This window comes from Olleya sp. AS48 (assembly GCF_038900355.1).
In the GTDB taxonomy this organism is placed as follows: domain Bacteria; phylum Bacteroidota; class Bacteroidia; order Flavobacteriales; family Flavobacteriaceae; genus Olleya.
Map to the genome: position 1 here is coordinate 59,501 of NZ_JBBMRD010000003.1, position 14,217 is coordinate 73,717.

The window sequence follows — 14,217 nt, forward strand, 5'->3', positions numbered from 1 at the left end:
TTTGATACGTTTTTAGCATGAAGTACTACACCCTTTTTAATGTAATCTTGCTAATCTTTGTGGTTACATCTTGTAATCATAAAAAACCATTTAATCAACCCGTTTTAATAACAGCAGCCTACGATACTATTATTCAAGTGGATTCTAAAGTTATGATGGAAGCTAATCATCTAATTTATGGTGTCAATGTTTTGGATACTTTAGATTTTTCGCTTAAAAAAGATAATAATCAAGATGATTTTATTAACGCTCAGCAAGGATTTAAAAACGACAGTTTAATAGTGTATGTAGACGTGAACAATGCTAATTTTCACACCCATGAAATAAATATTTCGGAGCTATCACCACCACCTCCACCTTCATTTTATATTCCAGAATCTCAAGAATATGATAAGGTTTATCGTGATAGTGTTTTTTTAGAAGTCATGGAAAAAAATAAGATTAAAAATAAGCAAAGGTTAAAAAAGCATTACAATACCCTTCCAGTATTTATTTATAATCAATCGGATAATAATAGAGTAATAGTACCATCTGTTATTAACGGAGAATTGTATATAGTAGTTGAAGCATTGGATAAAAACAACCAATGGAAACCAATTGAATATAATAAGGTGCCTAGAAGGATTTGTATAAGTGATTTTGAATATTACCAGCTAAAGCCAAAACATGTTATGGTGTCGTCCATGCTTAAATACTCAGGCGATTATAAAACCAAGCTGCGTGTCAAAGTACTGAACGATCAAAAATTGTATTATTCTAACCAATTTAATGGTTCGATTAATTATTCTCAATTTGATACCATTCAAGCTGTAAACGATAGAAATACATGGTTTTCAGATACGACCAATCAAACTCATAGCATTAAAAAGAAGTTAATATTCTTGGATTTTTAGTTATAAATTTTCCTTATCAAACCATAAAAAACAACAAACCAAGCGCTTCATTCTTCAAGGTTTATGTAGTATCTTTGCATTTTAGAATCATTCTGAATTAGTTAACAATTATCCAGAGTGGATTATTATAAGCTGTAGGCATAGTCTTCAAGCTATAATTTACTCTTTTTTTTCTAAATAATTATGAAATTAAATAAACAAGACATACTTAAAGCGTTAGAAACTATAACAGTACCAGGAGAAGGTCAAAATATGGTAGAAAGCGGAGCAATAACAAACGTAGTAACTTTTGCAGACGAGGTTATTGTAGACATAACAATAAAAAACCCAGCTTTACAAGCGCGTAAAAAAACTGAGGTCGAAATCTTACAAGCCATTCACAAACTAGTGTATGAAAAAGCTAAGATAAAGGTTAATATTAAAGTGGATGCACCAGAAAAATCAGCACCAAACGTCATCAAAGGAAAACACATTCCTGGAATACAAAACATAGTAGCAGTAGCTTCTGGAAAAGGTGGTGTAGGTAAATCTACAGTAACAGCAAACCTAGCAGTAACGTTAGCAAAAATGGGCTTTAAAGTGGGTGTGTTAGATGCCGATATTTACGGACCATCAATGCCAATCATGTTTGATGTAGAGCTAGAACGTCCATTATCGACAACAGTAGATGGTAAATCAAAAATGAAACCTGTAGAAAACTACGGAGTCAAAATATTATCAATCGGGTTTTTTACAAAACCAGATCAAGCAGTTGTATGGCGTGGACCTATGGCAGCAAAAGCATTAAACCAAATGATTTTTGATGCAGCTTGGGGAGAATTAGACTTTTTACTAATTGACTTACCACCAGGAACAGGAGATATCCACTTAAGCATCATGCAATCACTACCAATAACAGGTGCAGTAGTGGTTAGTACACCACAAAACGTCGCTTTAGCAGATGCTAAAAAAGGAGTTGCAATGTTCCAACAAGACAGTATTAACGTACCAGTTTTAGGAATTATAGAAAACATGGCTTACTTTACACCAGCTGAATTACCAGATAATAAATACTATATCTTTGGTAAAGAAGGTGCTAAACACCTAGCCGAAGATTTACAAGTGCCTTTATTAGGAGCGTTACCATTAGTGCAAAGCATACGCGAAGCAGGAGACGTTGGTCGTCCAGCAGCAATGCAAACCGGAACACCTCTAGAAAAAGCATTTGAAACAATAACACAAAACGTAGTGCAGCAAGTAGTGGACAGAAACGATAATCTTCCAGCGACAGAAGCTATCAAAATTACCACTATGGCAGGATGTTCTGCAGTTAATAAAAAATAAATGACAACACAAGAACTAAAATTAAACGTAGAAAAAGCATTAGAAGAAATTCGTCCTTTTTTACAAAGTGATGGAGGAGATATAGCGCTTTTATCTATCGAGAATAACGAAGTTAAAGTACAATTACAAGGTGCTTGTACCTCATGTAGTGTCAACCAAATGACGCTTAAGTCAGGTGTAGAGATGACTATCAAAAAGTACGCACCACAAATCGAACGTGTAATCAACGTGGCGTAAAACATAAGTTTTGGCGTTATCACAAAGGTCAGGCGCTCACAAAGTGGGTAAGTGTTGAGCGTAGTCAAAGTACGCCATCCTTAATGCAGTTAAAAAGCTAACAAAAGTCATAAAACAAAACCAAATCTTGTTTTACTTTTGTCAAGTACACTTAAAGTCATAAGTAAAGGCTAAAGGTAAATTTGAAAAGAAAAAATAATGATTAAAACAGACATACTAATAATAGGAGCAGGACCAACTGGTCTTTTTGCTGTGTTTGAAGCAGGATTATTAAAATTAAAATGTCATTTAATAGACGCATTGCCACAACCAGGTGGACAATGCTCAGAGATATATCCTAAAAAACCTATTTATGATATTCCAGCCTATCCAGAAATTCTTGCAGGAGATTTAACGCATAAGTTAATGGAGCAATGCAAGCAATTTGAACCAGGTTTTACACTTGGCGAGCGTGCAGAAACGATTGACAAGCAAGAGGATGGAACCTTTATAGTAACCACTAATAAAGGTACAAAACATCACGCTCCTGTAGTGGCAATAGCAGGTGGATTAGGTAGTTTTGAGCCTCGTAAACCTATTATTGATAATCTAGCTAATTACGAAGACAAAGGGGTTGAATACATTATCAAAGAACCTGAGTTTTATAGAGATAAAAAAGTAGTCATTGCAGGTGGAGGAGATTCAGCTTTAGATTGGAGTATTTACCTAAGCGATATCGCTTCAGAAGTAACCTTAATCCATAGACGAAACGAGTTTAGAGGGCATTTAGATTCAGTAGAAAAAGTACAAGAATTAAAAAATGCAGGTAAGATTAATTTAATCACACCAGCTGAGGTTATTGGAGTAGAAGGGACTAATAAAGTAGAGGCTATTACTATAAAACAAGATGCCAAAACTTTTAAAAAAGAATGTGATCATTTTGTACCACTTTTTGGATTGTCACCAAAATTAGGACCAATTGCAGATTGGGGTTTAGAGATAGAAAAAAATGCAATCAAGGTGGATAATAGTTTGGATTACCAAACTAACATTCCTGGTATTTTTGCTATTGGAGATGTTAATACCTATCCAGGGAAATTAAAATTAATTTTATGTGGTTTTCACGAAGCAACATTAATGTGTCAATCAGCGTATCAAATTATTAATCCAGGAAAACGCTATGTATTAAAATATACCACAGTAAGCGGAGTAGATGGTTTTGATGGTACACGTAAAGAAGCACCAAAAGCAGTGGTAAAATCGATTCAGTAGTCAGTAAATAGTAATAAGTAATGAGGGAATGGCAGTACAAAAATTTGAAGACTTACTAGTTTGGCAAAAGTCGCAGGATTTAACGATACAGATCTACAAAGCATTTCAAGATAATAAAGATTTCTCTTTTAAGGATCAAATAGCGAAGTCCGCTCGATGTTATATTTATCCATTAGATTACATTGTTTAAAAGAGACAGAAACTAACATTCTTATTGAAAATACTAACGACTATAAAGTAACAACTAATCACTAATTACTTCTCCTCATGGAACAAGACATAAACATAAAAATAACAGACAGAGATGGTGTAACACATGAAGTGCTTGCACCAACAGACATGGCAATGAACCTTATGGAAGTAGTCCGCAGTTACGAGCTGGCTCCAGAAGGTACTATCGGAATCTGTGGTGGTATGGCAATGTGTGCAAGTTGTCAATGTTACGTGTTAAGTGATACAATGCTTCCAGAAATGCAAGACGATGAAGAAGCGATGCTTAGCGAAGCATTTAACGTCAAAGATAATTCAAGATTAGGTTGTCAAATACAAATGACACCAGACCTAGAAGGTCTGGAAGTCCAATTAGCTCCTGAAGAATAATCCAAATTTCAGCCCACACGTCGTTGCGAACATAGTGAAGCAATCTACCTTACAATATAAGTAGCCTTGACAAAGTAAATTCTAATGGTCACGTCATTGCGAACATAGTGAAGCAATCTGTTTAATATTAGCTTTCTACATATAAAAAGCAATACAATCTGTATAATTACAGAATCAGTTTCAAAAAAACAGCAAAACCTAATCGCTATAATCTAACAAACGTCTAGGACCTTCCAACAAAACACGCACAATTTGTAACGTACCATCTTCTTTAGTAGCAATTTGCCATTTAATCAAAGAAATCGCGCCATTTTCAATCTCAATACCAGTAATACTTCTGGGATGCACACAACTACCATCATTAAAAAAAGCCACATCACCAGGTTCCGGAAAACGTGGTCTGTGTGTATGACCAACAACAGTAATCATATTATTGTTTTCAGTAATCCATTTTTTGGTACGACGTTCGACTTTAATTAATTCCTTATAGTTTTTTGCAGGACTAGTGGGATCTGCAATACCCATAACATTTAAAGGTTTCCAAAGGACGCGTACCATAAACCGACTCCATTTCCAGAAGGTATAATTCCACCAATCCGCTTGATGACCATGCGTTAAAAACACCTCTTGTTGCGTGTCTTTATGTTTTAAAATTATAGCTTCGTGGTATTCAATATCACCAAACAGTTCTACATCAGCGCCAATTTTAGGGTCAAAAAAAGAATGTAAATTTTTCTTAACATAGTCAGGATCGCGATATACCATATCATGATTTCCCCAAATCATATGCAAGCGGTTTTGTTTATGAAACAGTTGCATCAAGCCATACACGTTTTTATGAGCATAAAGGATGGACTCAAACGATATGTTTTCCCACAACTCATCACCATCACCTAATTCGGCATAGTCAAAACCTTGGACATAATAATGTTTTAAGGCATGGTAATAAATGTTTCGGTTATTAGCAAAATCATCAGCAAAACTATTATCACCACGATGACAATCACTAAATAGTATAAACTTAGAGGCGTCATCAAACCCAATAACTTTAGCGTTGTTATAAGCACGATCCAATTTCTTTTTTGCTGAAAACATAGTATACTTTTTCTAGAAGCAAGATAGGATTTATTTTAATTAAAATATCAAAACCAAACCCAATCAAATAACTACCCACCACTTCATTAGTAACTGGTTTCAGGAGCTTACCCTTCAAATCCAAGCGAAAAAACCAAATTAAAATATAAACAGTACTTTTGTTTGAGTTCCAAAAAAATAATAATGCAGAATAAGAATTGGTACGTATTATACGTTAAACGAAATCACGAAAATAAGGTCGAAACCCTTATAAATAAGTGGGATATCGACGTCCAAGCGTTTTGTCCAATTCGCACTGAAATTCGTGTATGGAGCGACCGTAAGAAAAAAATAAAAGTCCCATTGTTACCTCGTATCATTTTTGTAAATGCTGCAGATGAGCACCGTAATTCAGTATTTGATTTGCCAGGAACCGTAAACTACTTATACGACCAAGGTAAACCCGGAATTGTCAAAGAAGAAGAAATCAATTACCTGAAAAATAATTTAAAAAACCTTGATATTCAGTCGCATAGTGTGGACGCTATAACGCCTGGCGAAACGCTACCTTTGGTAGATTTTGGCATAGAAAATCAAGAAGGATTAATAGTAAAAACCACAAAAAATAATGTTTGGGTAGTTTTGAAGTCTGTTGGATTTGTTGTAAAATTGCAACTTAATCAGTAATAAAAAAACAGTTTTATACAGTGTTACGGTTCTCACCAAATCGTAATTATATAACAACAAAAGGGAAAATAATCATGACATCTCCTACATGGCTTAAATAACTAAATTCCAAAGTATTATGTGACTGACTAATCTAAACAGCAATGTTTTAATTAGCTAGGCGCAATAATATTTATGTTTTAAAAAACCATTTAGTTAAGGTTTAAGGTCGTGTTCATGACGTAAAAACAAGTTGTTTTTACACAATGTATCGCAGTATAATAGCAACTTGCCATGTGACAAGTAAGGGCGTAGCCACGTTTGGTACCTATTATACTTAACCATTTTTGTACCAATTTGGCAATCGCTATTAATATGATTTTAGATAACCTACCTAGTAATCACGAGGAAATAACCGCCTTGTTAAACCACTACAAGTTTCCTGTAGCGGTCTGTACTACACTATTTGCTATTTGTGCCACCATGGTTGTTACACCAAAAGTAGTAGCCATTAGTAAAGCCAAAAATTTAACCGCATCACCAAACGACAGGACCTCTCATAAAGGGATTGTGCCTACACTTGGTGGTATTGGTGTATTTACTGGTATGATATTACCTATAAATGTAACAGCAATATTATTTGCTAATTACAGCCAGCTAATTGATTTGTTAATATTTAATGCGTTAATATTAGCGTTATTATTGATAGGTATTTTTGATGATATCATGAAACTTTCGGCAGTCCGAAAATTAGGATATCAATTAGTGGTTGCTGCCATTTATGTTTTAGGTGCAAACATGCATATAGATTCCTTTTTAGGTTTATTTGGGACGCATGATATTCCAATAACTTATTCCATAATTTTTTCTGTGTTTGTTATTGTTCTTTTAATAAATGCCTATAATTTGGTTGATGGTATAGACGGTTTAGCAGGAGTGCTAGGCGTTTTAATCTCTGGTTATATGTCCATAGTATTTTACCTGACCAATCACTTTTTTTATAGTTTAGTTTGTTTGTCTTTAGTAGGCGCTTTAATAGGCTTTTTAGTCTTTAATTTTTCCAGACACCGTAAAATATTTTTGGGTGACACAGGGTCATTAATAGTTGGCTTTTTGTTAGCTTTAGAAGTCGTAACATATTTAAGTATTGGTGCACGCGAGTCACAGTTAATTGTGTTTAAAAATGCTCCAGTAATAGTACTAGCTTTAGTGTCGTATCCATTATTTGATACCTTACGTGTGTTTTTTATCAGGATAATTAACAAGCGCAGCCCATTTTCGCCAGACCGTAATCACATCCATCATCGTTTGGTGGACTTAGGTTTAAAACATAAATATGCGACACTAATTATTGGATTATATACAATTATAATAACTGGTTTAGCAATTTTACTTAGGGATTTACCAATAAATAAAGCCTTTTTTATAATATTACCTGCTGGAATTGTGTTATTACTATTTCCTTTTATTTTAAAAGTAAAATCAGGTAAAGTTAAATGGGTTGTTCCTACCTTGTAAAAAAAAAAGGAAGAAACTATAAAAAAGATAAATTAAGATAATAAGTATATATATAAAATGACAATAGCTATTATAGGTTTAGGTTATGTAGGATTACCATTAGCAAGATTATTTGCTACAAAATATAAGGTCATAGGATTTGATATTAATTCTGCTCGTGTTTCAGAGCTACAACAAGGTACAGACAGTACGCTAGAAATTGATCAGGCAACATTAAAAGCAGTGGTAGTAACTAGTCCAGACCAACTTAATCAAAAAGATCAAGGCTTGTATTGCACAACAGATCAAGCACATTTAGCAAGCGCGACACATTATATTATAACAGTTCCTACACCAGTAGACAAAAATAATAGACCAGATTTAACACCTTTAGTTAAGGCTAGTGAGACCGTTGGACGCGTATTAAAAAAAGGAGACATTGTAGTCTATGAATCTACGGTATATCCAGGAGCAACAGAGGAAGTTTGCATTCCAGTATTAGAAGCCACAAGTGGTTTAAAATTTAATACAGATTTTTTTGCAGGCTACTCACCAGAACGTATTAATCCAGGAGATAAAGAGCATACTGTAGATAAAATTTTAAAAGTAACCTCTGGTTCAACGCCAGACGTTGGGCAGCAAATAGACAAATTGTACAGCAGTGTTATTACAGCAGGTACACATTTAGCACCTTGTATAAAAGTAGCAGAAGCTGCAAAAGTGATTGAAAACGCGCAACGTGATATTAATATTGCGTTTGTTAACGAACTTGCTAAAATCTTCAATCGTTTAGATATTAATACAAACGATGTATTAGAAGCAGCAGCCACAAAATGGAATTTTCTACCCTTTAAACCAGGATTAGTTGGTGGACACTGTATTGGTGTAGACCCTTATTATCTGGCTCAAAAAGCACAAGAAGTAGGCTATCATCCCGAAATTATATTAGCAGGAAGACGACTTAACGACTCCATGGGAGAATATGTGTCCTCACAAATAGTAAAGTTAATGCTAAATAATGATGTTAAAGTCAAAGGAGCAAACATCGTAGTATTAGGATTTACGTTTAAAGAAAACTGTCCAGACGTACGTAATACCAAAGTTGTAGATGTAGTCCGTAGTTTACAAAGTTATGGCATAACCGTAACCATCTACGATCCATTAGCGTCGCCTGAGCAAGTACAACACGAGTACCAATTAACAACAACACAACACAAACCTACAGCAGTATTTGACGCAGTAGTTTTAGCAGTACCACACAAACAGTTTTTAGACTTAGATTTACAATCCTTAAAAGCACCAAAAGCTATTGTGTATGATGTAAAAGGTGTATTAAAACAGGCAGACGGAAGACTGTAACACCCCAAATAAAAACTTATAGTTCAGTAAAACCCAAATATGGAGTCATTTACACAATTAAAAAATAAAAAAGTATTAGTAACAGGAGGTGCAGGGTTTATAGGATCTAACCTATGTCAAGCCTTATTAAATTTAGAGGTTAAAGTGACCTGTTTAGACAATTTTGCAACAGGACACCAACACAATATTACACCCTTTTTAAGCAATCCTAATTTTACACTAATAACAGGCGATATTCGCGATTTAGAAGTGTGTAATACAGCCTGCAAGGATCAAGACTTTGTATTGCATCAAGCAGCATTAGGATCTGTACCAAGATCCATCGCAGACCCAATTACAAGTAATGCAGTTAATGTGTCTGGATTTTTAAACATGCTAGTAGCAGCAAGAGACGCCAAAGTAAAACGCTTTATTTATGCTGCAAGCTCATCCACTTATGGAGACCACGAAGCCTTACCTAAAGTAGAAGAAACCATTGGTAAACCCTTATCACCATACGCCATCACAAAATATGTAAACGAGCTATATGCAGAAAACTTTTTTACAACCTACGGATTAAATACCATAGGACTACGTTATTTTAATGTCTTTGGTAGACGTCAAGATCCAAACGGAGCCTACGCAGCAGTCATCCCATTATTTGTAAAGCAGTTAATAAAACACGAAAGTCCAGTAATTAATGGAGACGGAAGTTACTCTCGTGATTTTACTTACATTGATAATGTAGTACAAATGAATTTGCTTGCCATTTCAACCCAAAACAAACAGGCACTTAATCAAGTTTATAATACAGCAGTTGGAGACCGTACCACTTTAGTGCAATTAACAGACTTACTAAAAAAATACTTGTCTAAATACGATCCTAAAATTGCCCAAGTTAATATTGTACATGGTCCAAACCGAAAAGGAGACATACCACATTCGTTAGCATCAGTAGATAAAGCAAAACGCTTGTTAGATTATAATCCAACGCATGGTATTGCTCAAGGGATTGAAGAAGCAGTAGGTTGGTATTGGGAGAATTTGTAATTAAATATATTTTACTTTTTTAATTTTTTTTAATGAAGAAATAAAAATGATTTTTGGATTTAATAATAAAGTAATTCAACGTATAAATAGTGCAATAATTAAATATAAAACAGTAATATATAACCTCAGTTATTTATCACTATTCCAAATTTTATTAATTGTACTTCCATTGATTATTTACCCATATTTATTAAGGGTTTTAGGAGCCGATTTGTATGGGTTAATTATTTTTGCTCAAGCTATAACGTTGTACTTTTCAATGTTAATTAATTTTGGGTTTAATATTACTGCAACCAAAGATATTGCTGAAAATGTAGGTGATTTGAATAAATTAAGTGGGATAGTTTCATCAGTATTAATAATAAAATTTTTCTTGTGGATTTTTTCTCTATTAATACTCATAGTGTTACTTTATTTTTCTGTTTTAGAAGGAGATTGGCGACTTTATATCTTTACATACTTAATTACTTTTAATGAATTTTTATTTCCTCAATGGTTTTTTCAAGGTATTGAGAAAATGAAGTACATTACTATCATAAATTTAATTATAAAAACTTTTTTTACAATTTTAATATTCCTCTTAGTTAAAAATAAACAAGACTACTTGTATGTACCATTACTTAATGGTATTGGAGCTTTGTTTGGTGGTCTCATTGCTATGTATGTAATTATTTATAAAGAGAAGGTGAAATTTATAAAGCAAGAGTACTATTTGATTAAATCTCAATTTAAAAGTAGTTTAGTTATTTTTGTTTCTGTAGCATCTAAACAAATATATGTTAATGCTAATAAAATAATTATTGGTACTTTATTAGGGATGAGTTATACTGCTTTTTACGATTTAGGTGAAAAAGTATTGAGGGTTTTGAAAATCCCAGCAGCAATGTTTACACAAGCAACTTTTCCTTTGCTAGCTAAGGAAAAAAATATTAAACTAATAAATAAAACGATGTTTATTGCATCAGGTGTTACTCTGATTCTTGTGATTTTAGTCTTGATTTTTAGTGATCAAATAATACAATTAATTGGTGATAGAGAGATGGTGGAGGCTAAATATGCAATGCGTGTATTATCAGTTGCTGCAATTATTGTCGCTTTTAATCAGTTTTTAGGAACTTCAAGATTAATTGTTTTTGGTTATAATAAGCTATTCACTAAAATAATTTCAAGTACAACTATATTTTATTGTACAGGTGCTTTTTTATTGTATTGGTTAAATTTTGTCTCGTTAAAGAGTATGTCTTGGTTAGCTGTTTTTGTAGAATTATGGGTGTTTTTTCTAATGATTTATTCAAATCATAAAAAAAACTTACTTGGATTTAATTTTAAAAACAAATCAAATTGCATTTAGTAACTATTATATTTTTTCTTTTTTTTTATCATAAAGTTGCACTTAAATCATCTGCAACAAAGATTATAGTTTCTATATATTGTATATCATTACTTTTAGGCTTTTTTTTAGAATTCTTAGATTTTAAATACTATAAAGATGAGTGGAATTATATGAATATGATTTTTATAGTTGCTACTATGTTACTTTCATTTAAATCATTATCTTCTTTCGATTTGGTAGAAATTTCTGGTTCAAAAAAGCCTCTAATTTATGATAGCTTAATTCTTAAAATTATTGTTTTTCTTTCCATTATTTCTACATTTTTATATTTAGTAGATTTTATTAAATTTTTGCAAACTCCAAATTTGGGAGATGCTAGGCTTGAGCATCAATTAGAAGGAAATGAATCTAAAGGTTTTATTTATTCTTTTTTTGCAACTATTAGTTTTTCTTTTCACATAAATATTTTTTTGTTTTTTGATTTGATTAAGAAGAACAAAAAAGTACTAGGTATGATAGTCTTATTTGCGAGTTTTAGTTATGTTTTTTGGGTGTCTAGTGTTTTTGGTAGAGATGGTTTCGTTTTTTGGATGATATCATTTTTATTCTATTATTTGCTGTTTAAAAAAGAATTATCTGCCAAAATAAAGAAAAAATTTCACAGAATATTTTTGATTTTTGGAATTCTGTTTTTGTTTTTATTTCTAAAACTTTCCTCTAGTAGGTTTACGGATAGTAATTATTATTATGGAAATGAAAACTTAAATCCGGTAGTTTTAAGTTTACTGGATTATGGTGGACAGCAATTAAGAAATGCTAATGACTATTATAATATGGATATTGATCATACTTATGGTCTTTATAATTTTCCTTATATATATAGGAGTTTTATAGGAAGTAACCAGCTTAAAAAGGAAAAAGAAAATGTACAATGGCAAATAGCAAGTAATGGTAAAAAGCATTTTTACTTTGCATATTATTTAAAGGAATTATGGATAGATTTTGGTGCTATAGGTACATTAATAGTTTGTTCACTATTTGTAACTGTTGTTAGCTTTTTATCAAAAGTTAAAAAATTAATACCATCAAGTTATTTGATTTATATCGTATATACTCAGTTTTTATTAATGGGTTTATTTTACAATAAATTTTATTTCCCGTCTGCCAACGCCTATGTAATCTTTATAGTCCTATTAGTTTTAATAGAAAGCCTTGTTTATGGAAAAAAAGCATAAAGTTTCCGTAGTGATAACTACTTATAACAGAAATATAGATTTAATAAAAGCAATTAAATCTGTTCAAAAACAAACGTATAATAATATTGAAATTATAGTTGTAAATGATTACGAAGCAGATAATAATAAATTAGAAACAATATTAGAACAGTTTAATGTTAAGCTTTTTAATTCAAATTTAGGAGGAGCCAATGCAGCTAGACTACTAGGTTTTCAAAATGCTACTGGAAAATATATTTCATTTTTGGATGATGATGATTATTGGGTTGAGTCTAAAATTGAAAACCAAGTTAATTTATTAGAAGCCAATAATAATGCAATTTTAGTAACTTCTGATGCTAGAGTGTTTTATCAAGATGGTACGTTAGGAGGTGTAATTCATGGTAATTCAAATAAACACTTTTTAGACTATCGAAATTTTTTTGGAGGGTTTAGCTTTTCATGCATAAAGAAAGAATATATAAAAGAGTCTTATTTTTGGATAGGGTTGGAATCTGCACAAGACTATTACTTTTATTTGTGTTTGAGAAATGACAATCCTACAAGAGAATTTATTCAGACCAACTCTATAGAATTGTATTATCAGCAAAGCAATATTAAAATCACAAATTCGAAGCCATTAAGAATTAAAGGTTTCTTAAAGGTTTATAATTATTTTAAATCTACGATGCCTGCTTCAGCAATAAATTGGCATAAGGTAGTAAAGCATAGTAGTTATGGTTTGGGTAAACCAAATAAAATAAAATTTATTTTATTTGGCTTTGTCAATTACAATTACTTGAAACTGTTATTATATGTTAGTAAACTAAAGATTAATAAAATATTTAAAATCAATTCACATTAATATGAAACTTGAAATAATTAATTTTCTTAGAAAAAGATTAAGTGATATGTCTTTTTTTAAGATAAGTAATTACTACCTGCACTTAAGACATTTGTTTTTTCCTAAAAACCTTGATTTAAAAAATCCAAAGACATTTAATGAAAAAATAATTTTCCTAAAATTAAAAAACAGGTTTAAGGATGCACATTTACTTGTAGATAAATATGAGGTGCGTAATTATATAACTAAGATAATTGGTGATAAATATTTAATTCCGTTAATTGGAGTTTATGACGATGTTAATGATATAAATTTTAAAGCTTTACCGAAACAGTGTGCTATAAAAGCTAATCAATCTTCAGGGAATAATTTTTTGGTAAAAGATATAAATCAAGTTGATATTGAAGAAGTAAAAAAGGAATTAGAGAAATGGTTGAAAATTGACTATTCTGTATTTGGCGAGTGGCAATATAAAGGCATTAAAAATAAAATTGTTATTGAAAAATATCTCCATAATACAGTTGGTAATCCATTATTGGATTATAAGTTTTTTTGTTTTAATGGAGAGCCAAAATATATTCAAGTTGATATAGATAGAGATACTAATCATACTAGAAATTTTTACGACTTAGATTGGGTAAAAGTTGATTTTAAGATTCTATACCCAAATTGCTCCAGAATAATAAAACAACCAAAACATTTAGAATTAATGGTCAGGTTAGTAAAATTAATAGCAGAAGATCTTAGAGATAGATTGCCTTTTGTTCGTGTAGATTTTTATGATCATAATAACGAAGTTTATTTTGGAGAAATAACATTTCATCCTGAAGGAGGTTGTGGTCCCATTAGGCCAATACAATATGATGTTATTTTGGGCAATCAACTAAAATTGTAATT

14 protein-coding genes are annotated in these 14,217 nt (G+C 31.8%); 13 read left to right on the plus strand and 1 reads right to left on the minus strand.

What is annotated here, in order from left to right:
- Nucleotides 1–17: 17 nt before the first annotated feature.
- The 5 genes from WNY60_RS05305 (at nucleotide 18) to WNY60_RS05325 (ending at nucleotide 4,304) form a co-directional block, all read left to right on the plus strand.
- A complete protein-coding gene (locus WNY60_RS05305; protein WP_342861722.1) occupies nucleotides 18–893 on the plus strand; it encodes a hypothetical protein in 876 nt (291 codons plus the stop codon).
- A gap of 183 nt (nucleotides 894–1,076) precedes the next feature.
- Nucleotides 1,077–2,216 (plus strand): Mrp/NBP35 family ATP-binding protein, encoded by a 1,140-nt coding sequence (locus WNY60_RS05310; RefSeq protein WP_342861723.1) that lies wholly within the window; start codon nucleotides 1,077–1,079, stop codon nucleotides 2,214–2,216.
- Entirely contained in the window at nucleotides 2,217–2,453 is a 237-nt protein-coding gene (locus WNY60_RS05315; RefSeq protein WP_145004101.1) for a NifU family protein, read from the plus strand.
- A 198-nt stretch (nucleotides 2,454–2,651) separates the two neighbouring features.
- The gene (locus tag WNY60_RS05320) at nucleotides 2,652–3,704 is read left to right on the plus strand and encodes an NAD(P)/FAD-dependent oxidoreductase (protein ID WP_145004098.1); all 1,053 of its coding nucleotides are present in this window, start codon (nucleotides 2,652–2,654) and stop codon (nucleotides 3,702–3,704) included.
- A 267-nt stretch (nucleotides 3,705–3,971) separates the two neighbouring features.
- A complete protein-coding gene (locus WNY60_RS05325; protein WP_145004093.1) occupies nucleotides 3,972–4,304 on the plus strand; it encodes a 2Fe-2S iron-sulfur cluster-binding protein in 333 nt (110 codons plus the stop codon).
- 198 nt (nucleotides 4,305–4,502) lie between these two features.
- On the opposite strand, the gene WNY60_RS05330 is transcribed toward WNY60_RS05325, so the two are convergent.
- A complete protein-coding gene (locus tag WNY60_RS05330; protein WP_342861724.1) occupies nucleotides 4,503–5,399 on the minus strand; it encodes a serine/threonine protein phosphatase in 897 nt (298 codons plus the stop codon).
- A 183-nt stretch (nucleotides 5,400–5,582) separates the two neighbouring features.
- Here WNY60_RS05330 and WNY60_RS05335 point away from each other — a divergent pair, with 183 nt between their 5' ends.
- The 8 genes from WNY60_RS05335 (at nucleotide 5,583) to WNY60_RS05370 (ending at nucleotide 14,215) form a co-directional block, all read left to right on the plus strand.
- Nucleotides 5,583–6,065 carry a UpxY family transcription antiterminator gene (locus tag WNY60_RS05335; RefSeq protein WP_342861725.1) on the plus strand — a complete coding sequence of 161 codons (483 nt, stop codon included), beginning with the start codon at nucleotides 5,583–5,585 and terminating at the stop codon, nucleotides 6,063–6,065.
- Between the two features lie 354 nt (nucleotides 6,066–6,419).
- Nucleotides 6,420–7,562, plus strand: coding sequence for an MraY family glycosyltransferase (locus tag WNY60_RS05340; RefSeq protein WP_342861726.1), 1,143 nt, complete (start codon nucleotides 6,420–6,422; stop codon nucleotides 7,560–7,562).
- A 57-nt stretch (nucleotides 7,563–7,619) separates the two neighbouring features.
- Nucleotides 7,620–8,900 carry a nucleotide sugar dehydrogenase gene (locus WNY60_RS05345; protein ID WP_339808652.1) on the plus strand — a complete coding sequence of 427 codons (1,281 nt, stop codon included), beginning with the start codon at nucleotides 7,620–7,622 and terminating at the stop codon, nucleotides 8,898–8,900.
- 39 nt (nucleotides 8,901–8,939) lie between these two features.
- Nucleotides 8,940–9,929, plus strand: a complete 990-nt coding sequence (locus WNY60_RS05350) for an SDR family oxidoreductase (protein ID WP_342861727.1) — start codon at nucleotides 8,940–8,942, stop codon at nucleotides 9,927–9,929.
- Nucleotides 9,930–9,975: 46 nt separating this feature from the next.
- Nucleotides 9,976–11,280, plus strand: coding sequence for an oligosaccharide flippase family protein (locus WNY60_RS05355; RefSeq protein WP_342861728.1), 1,305 nt, complete (start codon nucleotides 9,976–9,978; stop codon nucleotides 11,278–11,280).
- A complete protein-coding gene (locus tag WNY60_RS05360) occupies nucleotides 11,271–12,497 on the plus strand; it encodes an O-antigen polymerase (protein ID WP_339808655.1) in 1,227 nt (408 codons plus the stop codon). The genes WNY60_RS05355 and WNY60_RS05360 overlap by 10 nt, the downstream gene beginning before the upstream one ends.
- The gene (locus WNY60_RS05365) at nucleotides 12,481–13,341 is read left to right on the plus strand and encodes a glycosyltransferase family 2 protein (protein ID WP_342861729.1); all 861 of its coding nucleotides are present in this window, start codon (nucleotides 12,481–12,483) and stop codon (nucleotides 13,339–13,341) included. Before WNY60_RS05360 ends, WNY60_RS05365 begins: the two co-directional genes overlap by 17 nt.
- Before the next feature lies 1 nt (nucleotide 13,342).
- Nucleotides 13,343–14,215 carry an ATP-grasp fold amidoligase family protein gene (locus WNY60_RS05370; protein WP_342861730.1) on the plus strand — a complete coding sequence of 291 codons (873 nt, stop codon included), beginning with the start codon at nucleotides 13,343–13,345 and terminating at the stop codon, nucleotides 14,213–14,215.
- Nucleotides 14,216–14,217 lie beyond the last annotated feature (2 nt).